The following is a 16234-nucleotide window of genomic DNA, read 5'->3' on the forward strand; positions in this document are numbered from 1 at the left end:
TGAGAATCGGGAGAATGCTTCTGTGATTGATCATAATGTTTATTGGGTGAGAAGACAGTCTTTGGAGCAGCCAGAGTCCCCACATCGGGTATGAAAATTCGCTTCGGCTCATTATATTGAGGAGCGACTGCAGTATTGGTGAAACTTGATCATTTCGATCAATTGTGGCTTTTGGCACCCTTCCGAATTCAAATAAATGCCGAAAGCGCCGATTGCGACTGAATCGCATTCTCAGGATTGTTGTATAAATGACTGAAATAAAATCAAAAAAACGCAACTATCCGGATGTGCGCTTTGCTGTTGCGCCCATGATTGACTGGTCGGACAGACATTGCCGCTACTTTCACAGGCTCTTTTCGAAGCAGGCATTGCTCTATACTGAAATGGTCGTGGCGGATGCCATCATTCACGGCCCACGTGATCGGTTGCTGGGTTTCGACACCGCTGAACATCCTGTGGCGCTGCAGCTGGGCGGTTCCGATCCGGTGAAGCTGAAAGAAGCTGCGAAGATCGGCGCCGATTACGGCTATGATGAAATCAATCTCAATGTCGGTTGCCCGTCGGATCGTGTGCAGTCCGGTACATTCGGAGCCTGCCTCATGCAGACCCCGGATGTGGTGGCGCGTTGCGTTTCGGCCATGAAAGAGGCTGTTTCCGTGCCCGTTACGGTCAAATGCCGTATTGGCGTTGACGATCAGGATGTGGAAGTTGCGCTCGACACTTTGACCGATCTGACGCTTGACGCTGGCGCTGATGCGCTTTGGGTCCATGCCCGCAAGGCCTGGCTGAAGGGATTGTCGCCGAAGGAAAACCGCGAGATTCCACCACTCGACTATGATCGCGTCTATCGCCTCAAGGCGCGGCTTGGTGATGTTTTCGTCGGCATCAACGGGGGGATCAATACACTGGACGAAGCAGAGCAGCACTTGCAGACGGTCGATGCGGTGATGCTCGGTCGCGCCGCTTACCATAACCCCGAGATTTTGGCGGAGGTGGATGCGCGCCTTTATGGCGGCGATCAGGCAGATACCTCGATCGCTGATATCATCGATGACATGTGCGCTTACACTGATCGCCATATCGCGACAGGCGGCAGGCTTTCGCATGTGAGCCGCCATATGGTCGGGCTTTTTACCGGACAGCCGGGCGCGCGGCGCTGGCGGCAAATCCTTTCGACAGACGCCACCAAGCCGGGCGCAAACAGCGACGTGCTGCGTCAGGCCTATGCCGTCGTGACTGAAGCGGCAGCAGAAGCTGCTTAGAATACGTTTCGATCTGATTGGATCAGATCGGCGCTCTCAGTATTTGTTTTGACGCGCATCTTATCCGAAAACCGTTTCACACTTTTCGGGATGCAGTCTAATCAATCAGAATAAGCTGGTCGCCGCGGACAGTGAACCCGCCGAGGGTTTGAAGGAAGTTCATGCCGAGTAGGCTGCCGGTCATCAGGCCTTCCTTCGTCACCATGGCGCGCACATTCTGGCGCTCGATATCGCCAATCTGCAATGTGGCAATGTTGATGACTGCTGCACTTGCCGTGCCGTTGGCCGTCATGATCGGAACCGAATAGTTGAGCGAGGCCGTGTCTATGCCCGCGCGCTCTGCATCTTGTTGGGACAGGACGACCGAAGATGCGCCGGTATCGACCAGAAAGTGAACGCGTTCGCCGTTTACGCGCCCGTTGACCTCGAAATGACCGTTTGCAGCCTTTGCAAGCGTGACAGTCAGGGCACCATCGGCATTGCGGCCTGAAATAGGACTGCCGGGGATTAGCCCGGCCGTGACCCGGCTCGCGACATCCTGCAGCTCATAACGATACTGGTAGCCAGCGACGAGACCGAGGATAATTACGGCCCACATGGCCATATTGCGCGCGAAGTCGGTCAGCTTGATGCCGGAGCCGAGCAAGCCAGCGGCAAGCACGACGCCCCAAATGCCCAGATAGGCTGCGCGGGCAAACACGTCATTGTCCATGCCAAGCGTTGAGCCGCTGTCATTGTTGGACATCAGCAGCAGGACAACAATCGCGACTGCCGCAATAATGAGCCAGAAAAAGCGCCCCATCAGCCAATTCTCTTTTCTACAATAATCTCATGCCTGTCGGCGAGAAGCGCCCAGACGGCCATTCGCTCTTCTGCACTCATGCTGGACCAGCGTGCGATTTCATCCAGCGTCCGGGCACAGCCGAGACAGAAGCCGGTTTCCGTATCTATCGTGCAAACCAATATGCACGGGGATTCGATGGTTGTCGTGTCCATGAATGCAATGTGGTTGCATCAAAGGGCCATGACAAGCCCGGCGAGGACGGCAACCGAACCGATCTGCTGCGCCGCGCCTAGCGTGTCACCCGTCTGCCCGCCGATTTTTGCGATGCAAAGTCTGGCAAAGCCGAAAAGCAGACCCGTCGCCAGCACAAGCGCATTGATGAGCGAGAGAAATCCGCCCGCTGGAATGAGCGTGAAGACAAGAAAGGCCAACCCAATCCCGAAACCGCAAACTACGGTCTCCCATTGTGGCTGGCCAACACTGTCAGACAGTCCACCGGGACGCGCGGAAGGAAGGGCGTGCCAGAATGCCAGCATGCCTGATCGGCTTGTCGCCTCGCAGCCGACCAGCGCAAGTGCTGCGTATCCCGCGCCTGCGCGGTCGATGATTGTCATCAGTAGAGCCGCTTTCAAACCGACGAAGACAATCAGCGTCAGCGCCGCGAAAGTCCCGATGCGGGAATCTTTCATGATATCCAGCCGACGATCAGGCGAAGAAGCACCGAAGAAACCGTCAGCAGTATCGCCCAGACCATCTTCATGGAGCGCGCCGGTCATCGCCGCCAGAGCGCCAATTGCGAGCATCGCGCAGGCAAGGGGTGGCAGGTTCACTTTATAGGCCATGAAAAGCACCGCGCCTGCCAGCAGGCCCAGAACCGCTCCCGCGAGCGGAAAGGCACGGGCATTGCGCGGCAACGAATCATCGCCATCCTCGAACCATCTCTGCGGAAGCGGCAGGCGGCTTAGAAAGCCCAGACTCCGGATCGTGTCGCCAATGAGACTATTTCGCTGCAAGTGACTGTTCCACTTTGTTTCCCGAAATGGATTTCCGCGATAATTCGCCTCAATGTTGCTTCAACTCAAAGAGGTGATTTGAAAATTCGCGTCAGTGCTTATAGGACGAGCCCAACGAATTTACACCTCCCATCATTGATTGGACTGAACTTATGAGCGCCAGCGGCCTACCTTTTGACGATTTCCGAGAATTGATCCGAAATCTACCGGGGCCTGATCTCGGAGCGGAAAGGGCCGTTCGCGAGCGTGAGGCTACACTAACCAAGCCCGCCGGTTCGCTCGGACGCATGGAAGACATCGTGGCATGGCTTGCCGCATGGACTGGCAAGCGCACACCGCAGATCAATCGCCCGCTGGTCGCGGTGTTTGCTGGCAATCACGGGGTTACGGCCAAGAACATCACGCCATTTCCGCCAAGTGTCACGGCACAGATGGTCGAGAATTTCGCCGCCGGTGGCGCAGCCATCAACCAGATCTGCATTGCCAACGATCTTGGGCTAAAGGTTTTCGATCTGGCGCTGGAGCATCCAACCGGTGACATTACCGAAGAACCGGCCATGGATGAGCGCACCTGCGCCGCGACCATGGCTTTCGGCATGGAAGCGATTGCCGGTGGAACCGATCTCCTATGCATCGGCGAAATGGGTATCGGTAATACCACGATTGCCGCAGCGATCGCGCTGGCGCTCTTCGGTGGTACGGCGGAAGACTGGGTAGGGCCGGGCACGGGCTCAACGGGTGAACTGCTGCAGCGCAAGCTCGCCGCCGTTCGTCAGGCCGTAGCCCTCCATCAGGCACACCTGCAGGACCCGCTGGAAGTGCTGAGCCGTCTCGGCGGTCGTGAAATCGCAGCCATGGCCGGTGCAATTCTGGCGGCGCGCATGGAGAAAATTCCGGTCATCGTCGACGGTTTTGTGGCAAGCGCTGCCGCAGCTGTTCTCTATGCCGCCAATCCGGAAGCCATCGACCATTGCCTGTTCGGCCATGTTTCTGCCGAGCCGGGCCATCGCAAGCTTCTGGAGAAGATGGGCAAGCAGCCGCTTCTTGATATGGGAATGCGCCTTGGTGAAGGAACCGGTGCGGCGCTCGCAGCCAGTATCGTCAAGGCGGCAGCGCTGTGCCACAGCGGCATGGCCACGTTCGAACAGGCTGGGATATCCGGTTCGAAATGACGGTCACCGCATCGTCAAAAAAGCCCGCCATTTGGCGGGCTTATCTTTTAAATCAAAGATTTAAGAGCGTCAGTTGTTGTCTTTGTCGAGCACCATGTAGTCGAGCGGCAATTCGGTGGTGTACTTGATCTGCTCCATGGCGAAGGACGAAGACACGTCGCGAATTTCGATCTTGCTGATGAGGCGCTTGTAGAAAGCGTCATAAGCGCCGATGTCCGGCACGGCTACACGAAGCAGATAATCCACATCACCGCTCATGCGGTAGAATTCGATGACTTCAGGGAATTCCTGAACCACTTCAGAAAAGCGCTTCAGCCATTCATGGCTGTGGGAGCTTGTGCGCACCGATACGAACACCGTCACCCGCGCATTGACGCGGATCGGATCGAGAATGGCGACACGGCGCTTGATGACGCCATCTTCTTCAAGTTTCTGGATGCGGCGCCAGCATGGCGTCGTGGAAAGGCCAACTTTCTTGGCAACGTCTGCCACCGCAAGTGTCGCGTCTTCCTGCAATAAGCGCAGTATCTTCCTGTCGAGCCTGTCCATGCGTTTCCGTTCCCGGTTTTAGAAATCGTTTCCCGAACTGTGCGAATAGGTGAAACGTCATACCTTATGGTTCGCAATGATCCGAAGTTACAGGAAAAATATTCTGATGAAAACGAATGGAGTAAAAATTATTTATCGTCTTGGATGAGGTCTCGCACTTTTGCCCGAAGAACAGGCACAACTTCAGCATCGAACCATGGATTTCGCTTGAGCCAGCCGCTGTTGCGCCAGGATGGATGCGGCAAGGGCAGGGCGATTCGACCTGCCGGATTGGGTGTCTCCAAGAAATACCGCCAGTTCCTGACGGTTTCAGTCAGATTGCGGCCCCGATAATCGGGCAGGTGATAGGCAAGAGCGTATTGTCCTACGACCAGAATGAATTCCAGCTGCGGCATTGCCGCGAAAACACGGTCATGCCAGGTCTGGCGGCATTCGCGGCGCGGCGGGAGATCACCGCCATGCTTGTCATAGCCGGGAAAGCAGAAGCCCATCGGGACGATGGCAAAGCGTGACGGATCATAAAACTCCTCTCGTGAGACGCCGAGCCATTGCCGCAGGCGATCACCGGACGGGTCGTTGAACGGCAGGGAGGTGTTATGCACGCGAATGCCGGGAGCCTGACCGCAAATGGCAATTCTCGCTGTATCCGAGACGATGCAGACGGGATTGGGCTCGTGCGGTAGGGGCGGCGGAAACTGCGGTGTGTCGCGACAGATACGGCAAGCCCGGATCGAGTGACTGAGTTCGTCCAGTTTTTCCATGAATACTATCAGTTTCGGGGCAGGATCATTTCGATGAAGGTTCGAATATGTTCCCTAATATAGGTAAAGCCATCGCCAATTACAGCCAGCAACGGTTCGCGGCCGGACGGCTGTTCAATTTCAAGATCGCGATGGTTCTTGCGCCATAGGGACGGTTGCTCAAACTGACCGGCCCAGATACCGCGCCGGTTGCGGCGGGCGTCGCGTTCCTCGCGCTGATAATCGCCGTAGGAGACGGCCCAGCCCTGTTCAACCATCCAGCGGTTGAGGTCGATTTCCCCAAGATAACAGCGCGCCAGGTCGCGATTATACTGATCTCGTCCCTCTTTCTCGCACCGAATCGAGGACTTCCCGATTCTGGCCCGCAAGATGTTGCGGGCTTCCTTGCCGCAATCGTAAGGGGTTTCTGCCCGAACACACTGCTGTTGCATCTCCGGTGCGTCGATACCCTTGAGACGTATATGTTTCTTGCTGAGAACGACAGTATCGCCATCAATCACATAGACCGGCCCGTTCAATGCCGCTTTAGGCGCTGATTGGATTGGCAGATAGGCGATAAGCACGGCTAAAAAAGAAAATAGTAATATAGTCAATAAGATACTGCGAAAGCTTATGCTGTTGCTTTTGCGAGCCGGACGATAGGGACGTCTGTAAGGGCGACGGTATTTGCTCATAGATAGCTTCGCGACTCCCCGGCATCCTTCATTTTGCGCAGACTGCGAGCTCCTGTCGCTGACGTCAACAAGAGCAGATTGTTGACCGGAACAACAGTCAGTTTGTTGTCAATTAGCAACAGTCTTTACCGTTGCTTTAGGTTAGAAAGAGCTCAGGCACATTTTGCCCATTTCCCGCCACAAACTGGCGTCACCGATCATGGAAAGGCAGAAGCCACCAAAGTATTGAGAGCTGTCAGGCTCCAGCAGGATAGGCAGGAATGACGAAGGGCGCGTTGTTGCACAGCAAACGGATTAGGAACAGGATCACCCCTGTTCGCGCACCCTTTATTCTTTCCAATGATGGTAAGGCTTTTTTCGGCCAAGATCGGGTCTCAGTCTTGACGAAAACAGCGTGCATTCTGTCCTCTATGAATGTTTCCTCTGAATGTGAAAGACCAGCGTTGTGATGCGTATCCGCAGTTTTTCATATAGCGCCCTTGCTATGGCTCTCGGCTTGGCCATTGCCTGTAACAGCGCCTTTGCTTTCGACCTTAATGACGATTCCGAAAAGTCGAGAAGCCCGTTTGAACTCTTCAAGTTCGGCTTTTCCGCATACAAGAATGGTCACAAGGACGAAGCGATCAAGGCACTGCGTTATGCTGCGGATCGCGGCCATCAGGGTGCGAAGTGGAAACTGGCCCGCATGTATGCCGATGGCGACGGCGTGCCGGAAAATGACTATGAAGCCTATAAGATTTTCGAAAAGATCGTTCGCGAAGGTTCTGAACCGGGTTCGGAAAACGACTCTTATGTGGCTGACGCTCTCGTGGCGCTTGCAGGCTATGTGAAGCGCGGTATTCCGGGCTCGCCGGTCAATGCCAATCCGGGTATGGCACGCAATCTCTATGTGCAGGCCGCCTCGAATTTCGGTGATTCCGCTGCCCAGTTCGAGCTTGGCAAAATGCTGCTCGACGGCGACGGCGGAGAACGCAATTCCATTCAGGCCGCACGTTGGTTCCAGCTTGCCGCTAAGAAGGGTAATGCCGGTGCGCAAGCCATGCTCGGCAACATGCTGTTTCAGGCAGGCAAGACCGTTCGTGGCCTCGCTATGATGACCGCAGCTTTCGAACGCTGCCCGACCGAAGATTGCCCATGGATACGCGATATGCAGGAGCAGGCATTCTCGATTGCCGGCGAAGCGGACCGTCGTAATGCGATTGCACTCTCCAGTGACTACGTCACCAAAGGCGACTTCTGATTTAACTGGAAACGCTATGGTCTTGATTTAGCGTCAGTTCTCAGACCGAAAGCGTTATCGTCACCGGCACATGGTCGGATGGCTTTTCCCACGCACGGACGTGCTTTTCCACATCACTCGATATGAAACGATTGGCCGCCTCCGGCGACAGCATGAGATGGTCGATACGGATGCCGTTGTTCTTCTGCCAGGCACCAGCCTGATAATCCCAGAACGAGTAAATCCCGCTATCGTCGGTTGACGCACGGATTGCATCGGTAAAGCCCAGATTTTCAAGCCTGCGGAATGCCTGGCGCGATTGTGGCTTGAAGAGCGCGTCGCCCACCCACTGCTCGGGATTCTTGGCATCGTCCGGCTCGGGAATGACGTTATAGTCACCGGCAAGCACTAAAGGTTCTTCAAGAGCAAGGCGATCTTTCGCCCAGAGCTCAAGCCGCTGCATCCACGAAAGCTTGTATGGAAATTTCTCCGTATCCACGGGATTGCCGTTCGGCAGGTAAAGTGAAACGACGCGGACAACGCCCTTGTCCGTCGAGTAGACACCTTCGATAAAGCGCGCCTGCTCATCGCCATCGTCGCCGGGAAGACCGCGATTGACCTCATCCGGTGATTTCTTGGACAGAAGTGCGACACCGTTGAAGCCCTTCTGGCCGTGTGTTTCCACATGATAGCCAAGCGCTTCAATCTCCAGACGCGGAAACTGGTCATCGACCGACTTGATTTCCTGCAGGCAGGCAATATCGGGCGAGGACTCCTTCAGCCAGTGTTGGAGGTTCTCGATACGGGCTTTGACGCCGTTGATGTTCCAGGTCGCGATTTTCATATCGCTATGATTATGCGCTTGGGGAGGTGAGGGCAAGCAGGGCGCAATCGCGCGTCACAGCTTTTCATCGGCCACAATTTCGGTATCCGGGGAAAAATCGGCTCAAGACTATTTGTATTGGCGGTTTTGCATTCCTATTTGCTCTGGACAGGAGCCAAACAGGAGATATTCGAATGTTCGACGCCAAGAAACTTCTCGAGCAGTTTCTGGGATCACAAGTACCCGGTACATCGGGAAGTGTCCGCGACAAGGCCGGGCAGGTGACAGACCTGGCAAAGAAGAACCCGCTTGCAACGGGAGCCATTGCCGCCGCCATTCTTGGCACGAAGACCGGGCGCAAGCTCGCAGGCAATGTGGCGACCGTCGGCGGCATCGCTGCCATCGCCGGATTGGGATATCTTGCCTACAAAAATTACAAGTCCGGTCAGGCACCGCAGACGGCTGAACAGCCGGTCGCGAAGGAGCCCGAGCTTCTTCCTCCGCCCCCAGCCGATTCTCCGTTTCACCCGCAATCTCCCGCTATGAGCAACAGTTTTGCGCTGACACTCGTGCAGGCGATGATTGCCGCCGCGAAAGCCGACGGTCATATTGATGATGCCGAGCGGGCTCGCATCATGGAGAAGGTGAAGATTTCCGGTCTTGATGACGAGGCGGAAGCCTTCCTTGAGAAGGAGCTTGCCGATCCCGTTGATCTCAATGTTCTGGTTTCAGCCGCGCAGACTGAGGAGCAGAAGGTCGAGCTTTATACGGCTTCGCGTCTTGCAATAGACCCCGATAACAGGGCTGAACGTGGATATCTGGATATGCTGGCTGGTCGTCTCGGCCTGCCGGATGCCTTGGTGGATCACATCGAAGCGACGGTCGCTTCGGTAAAGGTATGAGGCCGGTTGTTTTCCGGCAGCCATGAAAAAACCGGCCGCCACATGGCAGCCGGTTTTAAATCTTCTATTCGCGTATTCGCGCGCCCGTCAGATGGCGAAACTGGTTCCGCAGCCGCAGGCCGAAGTGGCGTTCGGATTGCGAATCTGGAACGACTGTCCCATCAGATCATCGACGAAATCGATTTCTGAACCATCCATATAGGGAACCGAAATGGAATCGATCAGCACCTTGGCGCCGAGCTTCTCGATGACGATGTCGTCGTCGGTCTGCTCATCAACCAGATCGTATTTATAGGAGAAGCCGGAACACCCGCCGCCCTCGACAGAAACGCGAAGGGCAGTCTTTCCCGGTTCCGATCCGAGAATCTTGGCGATCCGCTTTGCTGCGGAATCTGAAACGGTAATGCCTGTCATCTGCCTTGTTCCGTTTGCAATTGCGAATATCGAACCGGGTGATTTCTCCAGATTTCCGATAGCCGCATACTTGCCTTCATGATTAGCTGATAGCTATGAACGCGAACTGCGGAAGTCAATATTCGCACCAGTTTTGTGTAATCATATTACAGTGAAGGATGCATCGCAATGTCGCTGGAAGGAATAGGCTTCGGTTATCGCGAACGCGCGCCCTATGCCTGTGATCCTGCACGGAGCCGTGGTCGTCTGGTGCCAGAGCCGGAAAGCCCGACCCGCACGCCATTCCAGCGCGATCGCGACCGTATCATCCATTCCACAGCATTTCGTCGTCTGAAACATAAAACGCAGGTTTTCATCGCTCATGAAGGCGATCATTACCGCACGCGGCTTACGCATACGATAGAGGTCGCCCAGATTGCGCGTGCGTTGGCGCGCGCATTGCGGCTCGATGAAGATCTGGCCGAGGCGGTAGCGCTTGTCCACGATTTTGGCCACACACCCTTTGGCCATACGGGCGAGGAAGCGCTCAACGATCGCATGAAGGCGTTCGGCGGGTTCGACCATAATGCACAGTCGCTCCGGATCGTGACCAAGCTCGAACATCGATATGCCGATTTCGACGGGCTTAATCTCTCGTGGGAAACGCTGGAAGGGCTGGTCAAGCACAACGGGCCGCTGTTGGGCGCTCATGCAGCACATCCGGATGCCGCTGTTCCGTTGCCGATCCTCGACTTCAATGAACGCTATGATCTGGAGCTCACGCGGTTCGCCAGTCTCGAAGCGCAATGCGCGGCCATTGCCGACGATATTGCCTATAACGCTCATGACATCGATGACGGCTTGCGGGCAGGGCTTTTGAGCCTTGATGCGCTTGACGAAGTGCCGTTGACGAAACGCCTGCTCGATCTCGTGCGGACGCGTTATCCCGACCTCGATCCCGTGCGAACCGGACATGAACTGGTTCGCAGGCAGATCACCATCATGGTGGAAGATGTGATCGAAGAGGCCCAGCGCCGTCTGGCAGCGGCAAAGCCGCAGAGCGTGGAAGATGTGCACGGCCAGTCGCATGCACTGGTGGCGTTTTCCGATACCATGCGCACCGACGAAAAAGTGCTGAAGCGATTTCTGTTCAAGAACCTCTATTTCCACGACAGCGTCGTGGTGCGCAGACATGCCGCCGACAAGATATTGCAGGACCTTTTTGATACCTGTTTCGCCAATCCGTCGATCATGCCGTCAGAGTGGCAATCGGGCTGCGAGACGCTGGATGAGGCGGCGCGGGCGCGGCGGGTCGCTGACTATCTTGCCGGGATGACTGACAATTATGCCGTGCGAGAACACCGACGATTGTTTGACCACACACCCGATTTAGCTTAATCGGGGGCCAAACGAAGCGGCATCTATCGGCAGTTTGACCGGATTCCGTACAGGATTAGAGCATTTCCAGCAAAAGTGCGAAGCGGTTTTGCGTCGGACAATGCGACAAAACAAAGCCCGGCGTAAGCCTGACAGGACAGACCATGAATATCTTTGCAGATTTCGACGCACGTATCAAAAAGACGTTGCAAGATATTGATCTGAAACCGAAAGACGGTGGCGATTTAGACCTTTCGCGCATCGGTGTCGAGCCGCCGCGAGATGCTTCCCATGGTGATATCGCAACCAATGCTGCGATGGTGCTCTCCAAGGCCGTCGGTCAGAATCCGCGTGAACTTGCCGGTCGCATCGCCGAGGCTCTTGCCTCGGATACCGACGTCGAAACGGTTGATGTCGCCGGTCCGGGCTTCATCAATCTGCGTCTGAAGGCCACTTACTGGCAACGCGAACTCTCGGCGATGCTGAATGAAGGTAAGGATTTCGGTCGCTCCAAACTTGGTGCAGGATCGAAGGTCAATGTCGAATATGTTTCGGCAAACCCGACGGGCCCGATGCATGTGGGCCATTGCCGCGGCGCAGTTGTGGGCGATGTTCTGGCCAATCTGCTGAAATTTGCAGGCTATGATGTGGTCAAGGAATACTACATCAACGATGCCGGTGCGCAGATCGATGTGTTGGCGCGGTCCGTCATGCTGCGCTACCGTGAAGCGCTCGGTGAAAATATCGGTGAAATTCCGTCTGGTCTTTATCCCGGCGACTATCTCGTTCCGGTCGGGCAGGAGCTTGCCAAGGAATTTGGTTCGAAGCTTCTGGAAATGCCGGAAGCCGAAGCGCTTGCTCTCGTAAAGGATCGCACGATCGATGCCATGATGGCGATGATCCGCGCCGATCTTGATGCGCTCAACGTGCACCATGACGTGTTCTTCTCCGAGCGCAAGCTGCATGTTGATCACGCACGGGCGATTCGCAATGCAATCAACGATCTGACGCTCAAGGGCCATGTCTACAAGGGCAAGCTGCCGCCCCCGAAGGGGCAGCTTCCGGAAGACTGGGAAGATCGCGAGCAGACATTGTTCCGTTCGACGGAAGTGGGTGACGATATCGACCGTCCTCTGATGAAGTCCGATGGCGCTTTCACCTACTTTGCAGGCGACGTGGCCTATTTCAAGGACAAGTACGACCGCGGCTTCAACGAGATGATCTATGTGCTGGGTGCCGACCATGGCGGCTACGTCAAGCGTCTGGAAGCGGTCGCAAGGGCTGTTTCCGACGGCAAGGCGAAGCTGACGGTGTTGCTCTGCCAGCTGGTCAAGCTGTTCCGCGATGGCGAGCCTGTGCGCATGTCGAAGCGATCAGGCGAATTCATCACGCTGCGCGATGTGGTGGATGAAGTCGGCCGCGATCCGGTTCGTTTCATGATGCTTTACCGGAAGAACGATGCGCCGCTGGATTTCGATTTTGCCAAGGTGACGGAGCAGTCGAAGGATAATCCGGTCTTCTACGTGCAATATGCTTCCGCGCGTTGCCATTCGGTTTTCCGTCAGGCTGCCGATCAGCTTGGTCTCGCCGATCTCGACCGAGTCGGTATGGCTGCGCATTTCGACAAGCTGACCGATGAGAGCGAAATTGCACTCGTTCGCAAGCTCGCCGAATATCCGCGTCTGATCGAGGCTGCGGCCATTCATCAGGAGCCGCATCGGCTTGCTTTTTACCTCTATGATCTCGCCAGCGCGTTCCATTCGCAGTGGAATAGAGGCACAGAGAACCCGGACTTACGTTTTATTAAGGTTAACGATCCAGACTTGTCATTAGCCAGGCTAGGGCTGGTACAGGTTGTTTCCGATGTGCTGACTTCCGGATTGACGATAATCGGTGCGGATGCTCCAACGGAAATGCGCTAGAGTATAGTTCGAAGGTGAAAGCCTTTTGAGATGGATTATACTCGAAGAATGGTCTCCGCAGCTCACGGGCCGCACTATGTGGTTCGAGATGACTTCGGAGGTCAGGCGACTGTCACGAAGCTTTTCAGGTCGAAAGACTGATTGAAGGCAAAAGTTGGCAAGTCGAACAGGTGGAAGGCCATAATGAACGCAAGTCATTGGTCTTCCTTCTGGCGCAGGAAACTTCCGTCAACTTTTGCCCACATTGCCTCGCTACAAAGCAATGTATGGAGACGTCTTGCGACGTCCAGGGTTTGAGTTAGGAACACGCTATGACGGACAGCAGTGCAAATCCCCGTAATTACGGCGAGCGTCCGTTGCACGAAGACGATCCACTGATGGAACTGTCGCGGATCATGGACTTCGGCACGCCTGCTGATGACAACGTCGCTTGGAATGAGCGCCGACCTAGTTACTTTGAAGATAACCGGACAGAGCCGGGCTTCGATCCATCGCTGGATCTGGAGCGCGAATTGCTCGGTGACTTCAATGATTATTCTCAGCCTACGGACCCGTCACAGTTCGCAGCGACCCCTGCACAAGATGATTCTCATCTGTTGGATGAACCTCTGATTCATGAGGAAGAACTTGCTTCGGCTCTGGAAGACGAGCTTGATCTTCAAATGGATGAAGATGAGCAGGCGCCGGAATTGGAAACGCCCTCATTCGAAGCACTTGAGTTCGAAGAAGCTGACCGCACTGAACCTGTGCCGCAATTCGATTACAGTGATTATTCGGCTGCGCGCGATTCGAACGAAGAGACCTATGTCTCATCGTCGTCGGTCTACGCTCGCCGGGAAACTGTCGAGCCGCTTCATGTCGATCAGACCGATTACGATCCGACCATCTATCAGCCAGCCATAGAGCCGCATCAAGAGGCTTATCAGCCTGCGCGCGATCATGACTGGAACGTTCAGGCTGTTGAGCCTGCCGAACAGTCCTATGCCACCGCTGCGCCGGTTTCGCTTGAGGACGAGCTGGAAAATCTCCTTTTCGGCGATGAGCCGCAGCCAGTGTCTCACGACGAGACCCGGTTTTCCCATGTCGCGTCCCATGTCGCGTCCCATGTCGCGCCTGCAGAGGAGCCCTACGTCCACCACGACGTGGTGCCGGTGCAGAATGTTGGATATCAAGACGAGACCGAGCTTGCAGATTTGCATTTCGATGATCTGCAGCTCGATGAGCCGGCTTACGATGCTGCACCACAGACGGCTGCACCCGTTGAAACCTATGCGCCTCAGCCTCAGGTCGTGCCTGCAGGATATCCGTACTATACGCGGAGCAATTTCTCCTCGGGCATCGCAGGGCAGGACGCAGTGGCGACAGCCCCGCAGGCCGACTATGCGCCGGTTACAGAAACTGCGCCTTCTCTTGGCGACGACGACGATTTCTCTTTCGACGACGATTTTTCGTTCAATGTTGAGGAAACAGCCGCTGCAATCGCTGCTGAAGGAACCGAAGACGACCTTTCGGAGCTGGATGAAATCAGCCTTTCGGAAGATGATTTCGGTTTCGAAATGTCCGGCGATGTTTCCAGCATTCAGGATGAGAACGCTTTCAGCGAAGATGATTTCTTCACGGAAGATGATCTCGATCTGAGCTCGGAACCTGAAGAAGAAGCCACCGCCTACGCACATGCGGTGCGTCCGGACGACGATTACCGTTCTTCATCGACTTCGTTCCAGCAGTTCGGCGGTGCTCATACGGCTGCGGTCAGCGCCCCGGCGCCCGAAGTCGAAACCTTGAGCGTGGCCGAAGAAAGGGTTGAGCAGACGCATTCCCTCGATTTGCCGGAAATCAACTACGGCGAAGAAGAAACCAACGCCGGTTTGACTGATCTCGAAGCCGAATTCGCCGAGGTCTTCGACACGGTTGGTGTGGATGAATCGGCAAAAACAGACGCACAGAGCGAAGCTGACAGGGCTTTTGAGGACATATTCCGCGAAAGCGCTTCGAGCTATCTGCCAAACTCCGGTGCCAGCCTTGGTGCTGCTGTCGGTGCTGCAGCAGTGGGTGTCGGCGCTGCCGCAGCTGCGGGAGCGTATGGCCGCTCACAGGCAACAGCCCAGGCGCCAGCACAGCCAAAAGCCTCCAATCCGTTGGGCAATGAAGACGACTTCTATAACCATTGGGCAGCCCAGGGTGCACAGACCCTTGAAGGAGGCGACTTTGGCGAACGCGCTGCGATGCAGGCGGACGATGATCTTGGCAGCGCTGCCGAAGCTTATCGTAATCGCCCGGTTCGTGGCCGTCGTGGTCTTATTCTGGCCAGCGTGGCCGGTGCGGCGGTGCTTCTTGGCGGGATCGGCTATCACTTCCTCGGAGGTAGCGGTTCCGGTGAGCCGGTCGTGATTCGTGCCGACAATCAGCCGATCAAAATGCAGCCGGAAAATCCGGGCGGTGCCACGGTACCGAACCAGGACAAGGCGGTTTATGACCGCGTTGCCGGTACGCTGCCGAACAATCCGGAACAAAAGTCTCTGATTACTTCCGGTGAAGAGCCAGTGGACATTTCCGGCACGGATGACAGCGAGAACATGGCGGACAATACGCCTGACGAGCCGCCAGTGACGAATAATGCTTCGGCCGAGAATCAGAACACGAACCACAATGCGCCATTGGTCCAGCCGCGCGAAGTGGAAACCATGATCGTTCGTCCAGACGGCTCTATTGTCCAGCCTTCTCCGGCTCCGCAGGAAACAGCCTCGCAGCTGCCACCAGCAAACACTGCTCAGCCGGCGGCTCCCGCCGGTGGTGATGAAATTGCTGCGCTGGCCGCTGGCAACGTACCGGCAGAACCGGCTGCGCAAACACCTGCACCGGCTCCTGTGACACAACAGCCTGAGCCGGCTGCGGAAGCGCCGCGTCTTCCTGTCCGTGCTCCGGTGGTGCCATCACGGCCTGCTGAACAACCGGTCAACATCGTCGGCAATGTTCCGCAGCGCACGCAGGCTCCGGCTGCAACCAATCCTGCTCCGGCAGCGTCGCAGGTTGCATCGGCAGCAGGTGCAGGCGGTTATTTCATCCAGATTGCTTCGCAGCCATCTGCCGAGCTGGCACAGAAGTCCTATGCCAATATGGCCCAGAAGTATGGCAGCGTAATCGGTGGCCGCAGCGTCGACATCAAGCGTGCCGACATTCCGGGCAAGGGCACCTACTATCGTGTCCGCGTTCAGGGTGGTTCCAAGGAAGATGCATCCGCACTTTGCGGACGCCTTAAGTCCGCTGGCGGCAGCTGCTTCGTAACGCAGTGATTTGTCGGACATTGAATATGGAAAGGGCGGCCTCGGTCGCCCTTTTTCATGGGTGCGCCGAGCATGGCGCGTGGTGCGCAAGCATCGCTC

General features: G+C 56.0%; 15 protein-coding genes. 7 read left to right on the forward strand and 8 right to left on the reverse strand.

Annotation, left to right across the window (positions count from 1 at the left end):
- Positions 1 to 248 precede the first annotated feature (248 nt).
- Positions 249 to 1262 (forward strand): tRNA dihydrouridine(20/20a) synthase DusA, encoded by a 1014-nt coding sequence (dusA, locus tag CES86_RS19520; protein WP_094515120.1) that lies wholly within the window; start codon positions 249 to 251, stop codon positions 1260 to 1262.
- A gap of 97 nt (positions 1263 to 1359) precedes the next feature.
- On the opposite strand, the gene CES86_RS19525 is transcribed toward dusA, so the two are convergent.
- The 3 genes from CES86_RS19525 to CES86_RS19535 are packed head-to-tail and all read right to left on the reverse strand — an operon-like array spanning position 1360 to position 3059.
- Entirely contained in the window at positions 1360 to 2064 is a 705-nt protein-coding gene (locus CES86_RS19525; RefSeq protein ID WP_010661227.1) for a TIGR02281 family clan AA aspartic protease, read from the reverse strand.
- Positions 2064 to 2258: a DUF1289 domain-containing protein gene (locus tag CES86_RS19530; protein ID WP_012092224.1), complete on the reverse strand. Its 195-nt coding sequence runs from the start codon at positions 2256 to 2258 to the stop codon at positions 2064 to 2066. Before CES86_RS19530 ends, CES86_RS19525 begins: the two co-directional genes overlap by 1 nt.
- Positions 2259 to 2276: 18 nt before the next feature.
- Positions 2277 to 3059, reverse strand: a complete 783-nt coding sequence (locus CES86_RS19535) for an adenosylcobinamide-GDP ribazoletransferase (protein ID WP_094515121.1) — start codon at positions 3057 to 3059, stop codon at positions 2277 to 2279.
- 152 nt (positions 3060 to 3211) lie between these two features.
- Here CES86_RS19535 and cobT point away from each other — a divergent pair, with 152 nt between their 5' ends.
- Positions 3212 to 4231 carry a nicotinate-nucleotide--dimethylbenzimidazole phosphoribosyltransferase gene (gene cobT / locus CES86_RS19540; RefSeq protein ID WP_012092222.1) on the forward strand — a complete coding sequence of 340 codons (1020 nt, stop codon included), beginning with the start codon at positions 3212 to 3214 and terminating at the stop codon, positions 4229 to 4231.
- A 69-nt stretch (positions 4232 to 4300) separates the two neighbouring features.
- Here cobT and CES86_RS19545 read toward each other — a convergent pair whose 3' ends face one another.
- From CES86_RS19545 to CES86_RS19555, 3 genes are all read right to left on the reverse strand, one after another.
- Positions 4301 to 4780, reverse strand: coding sequence for an Lrp/AsnC family transcriptional regulator (locus CES86_RS19545; protein WP_010661230.1), 480 nt, complete (start codon positions 4778 to 4780; stop codon positions 4301 to 4303).
- A 128-nt stretch (positions 4781 to 4908) separates the two neighbouring features.
- Positions 4909 to 5550 carry a uracil-DNA glycosylase family protein gene (locus CES86_RS19550; protein ID WP_094515122.1) on the reverse strand — a complete coding sequence of 214 codons (642 nt, stop codon included), beginning with the start codon at positions 5548 to 5550 and terminating at the stop codon, positions 4909 to 4911.
- Positions 5550 to 6215 carry a thermonuclease family protein gene (locus CES86_RS19555; protein WP_094515123.1) on the reverse strand — a complete coding sequence of 222 codons (666 nt, stop codon included), beginning with the start codon at positions 6213 to 6215 and terminating at the stop codon, positions 5550 to 5552. Before CES86_RS19555 ends, CES86_RS19550 begins: the two co-directional genes overlap by 1 nt.
- 448 nt (positions 6216 to 6663) lie before the next feature.
- Here CES86_RS19555 and CES86_RS19560 point away from each other — a divergent pair, with 448 nt between their 5' ends.
- Complete coding sequence (locus tag CES86_RS19560) at positions 6664 to 7455, forward strand: tetratricopeptide repeat protein (protein ID WP_010661233.1); 792 nt, start codon at positions 6664 to 6666, stop codon at positions 7453 to 7455.
- 40 nt (positions 7456 to 7495) lie between these two features.
- On the opposite strand, the gene xth is transcribed toward CES86_RS19560, so the two are convergent.
- Positions 7496 to 8278 carry an exodeoxyribonuclease III gene (xth, locus tag CES86_RS19565; RefSeq protein WP_010661234.1) on the reverse strand — a complete coding sequence of 261 codons (783 nt, stop codon included), beginning with the start codon at positions 8276 to 8278 and terminating at the stop codon, positions 7496 to 7498.
- 173 nt (positions 8279 to 8451) lie between these two features.
- On the opposite strand from xth, the gene CES86_RS19570 reads away from it, so the two are divergent.
- A complete protein-coding gene (locus tag CES86_RS19570; protein WP_010661235.1) occupies positions 8452 to 9159 on the forward strand; it encodes a tellurite resistance TerB family protein in 708 nt (235 codons plus the stop codon).
- Positions 9160 to 9246: 87 nt separating this feature from the next.
- Here CES86_RS19570 and erpA read toward each other — a convergent pair whose 3' ends face one another.
- Positions 9247 to 9573 (reverse strand): iron-sulfur cluster insertion protein ErpA, encoded by a 327-nt coding sequence (gene erpA, locus CES86_RS19575; RefSeq protein ID WP_006471759.1) that lies wholly within the window; start codon positions 9571 to 9573, stop codon positions 9247 to 9249.
- Between the two features lie 168 nt (positions 9574 to 9741).
- Between erpA and CES86_RS19580 the strand changes: the two genes are divergently transcribed.
- From CES86_RS19580 to CES86_RS19590, 3 genes are all read left to right on the forward strand, one after another.
- A complete protein-coding gene (locus tag CES86_RS19580) occupies positions 9742 to 10950 on the forward strand; it encodes a deoxyguanosinetriphosphate triphosphohydrolase (RefSeq protein WP_012092219.1) in 1209 nt (402 codons plus the stop codon).
- A 143-nt stretch (positions 10951 to 11093) separates the two neighbouring features.
- On the forward strand, positions 11094 to 12851 hold the full coding sequence (gene argS / locus CES86_RS19585) for an arginine--tRNA ligase (protein WP_010661237.1): 1758 nt from the start codon (positions 11094 to 11096) through the stop codon (positions 12849 to 12851).
- A gap of 311 nt (positions 12852 to 13162) precedes the next feature.
- Positions 13163 to 16144, forward strand: a complete 2982-nt coding sequence (locus CES86_RS19590) for an SPOR domain-containing protein (protein ID WP_094515124.1) — start codon at positions 13163 to 13165, stop codon at positions 16142 to 16144.
- The last annotated feature ends 90 nt before the right edge of the window (positions 16145 to 16234 follow it).

Source organism: Brucella lupini, from assembly GCF_002252535.1.
Lineage (GTDB): Bacteria > Pseudomonadota > Alphaproteobacteria > Rhizobiales > Rhizobiaceae > Brucella > Brucella anthropi.

What these genes read in the sequence shown, in the direction of transcription:
- cobT (WP_012092222.1), top strand. Translation starts at nt 3,212, where the DNA reads ATGAGCGCCAGCGGCCTACCTTTTGACGATTTCCGAGAATTGATCCGA.
- xth (WP_010661234.1), bottom strand. Translation starts at nt 8,278, where the DNA reads ATGAAAATCGCGACCTGGAACATCAACGGCGTCAAAGCCCGTATCGAG.
- CES86_RS19545 (WP_010661230.1), bottom strand. Translation starts at nt 4,780, where the DNA reads ATGGACAGGCTCGACAGGAAGATACTGCGCTTATTGCAGGAAGACGCG.
- erpA (WP_006471759.1), bottom strand. Translation starts at nt 9,573, where the DNA reads ATGACAGGCATTACCGTTTCAGATTCCGCAGCAAAGCGGATCGCCAAG.
- argS (WP_010661237.1), top strand. Translation starts at nt 11,094, where the DNA reads ATGAATATCTTTGCAGATTTCGACGCACGTATCAAAAAGACGTTGCAA.
- CES86_RS19530 (WP_012092224.1), bottom strand. Translation starts at nt 2,258, where the DNA reads ATGGACACGACAACCATCGAATCCCCGTGCATATTGGTTTGCACGATA.
- CES86_RS19580 (WP_012092219.1), top strand. Translation starts at nt 9,742, where the DNA reads ATGTCGCTGGAAGGAATAGGCTTCGGTTATCGCGAACGCGCGCCCTAT.
- dusA (WP_094515120.1), top strand. Translation starts at nt 249, where the DNA reads ATGACTGAAATAAAATCAAAAAAACGCAACTATCCGGATGTGCGCTTT.
- CES86_RS19560 (WP_010661233.1), top strand. Translation starts at nt 6,664, where the DNA reads ATGCGTATCCGCAGTTTTTCATATAGCGCCCTTGCTATGGCTCTCGGC.
- CES86_RS19590 (WP_094515124.1), top strand. Translation starts at nt 13,163, where the DNA reads ATGACGGACAGCAGTGCAAATCCCCGTAATTACGGCGAGCGTCCGTTG.
- CES86_RS19570 (WP_010661235.1), top strand. Translation starts at nt 8,452, where the DNA reads ATGTTCGACGCCAAGAAACTTCTCGAGCAGTTTCTGGGATCACAAGTA.
- CES86_RS19525 (WP_010661227.1), bottom strand. Translation starts at nt 2,064, where the DNA reads ATGGGGCGCTTTTTCTGGCTCATTATTGCGGCAGTCGCGATTGTTGTC.
- CES86_RS19555 (WP_094515123.1), bottom strand. Translation starts at nt 6,215, where the DNA reads ATGAGCAAATACCGTCGCCCTTACAGACGTCCCTATCGTCCGGCTCGC.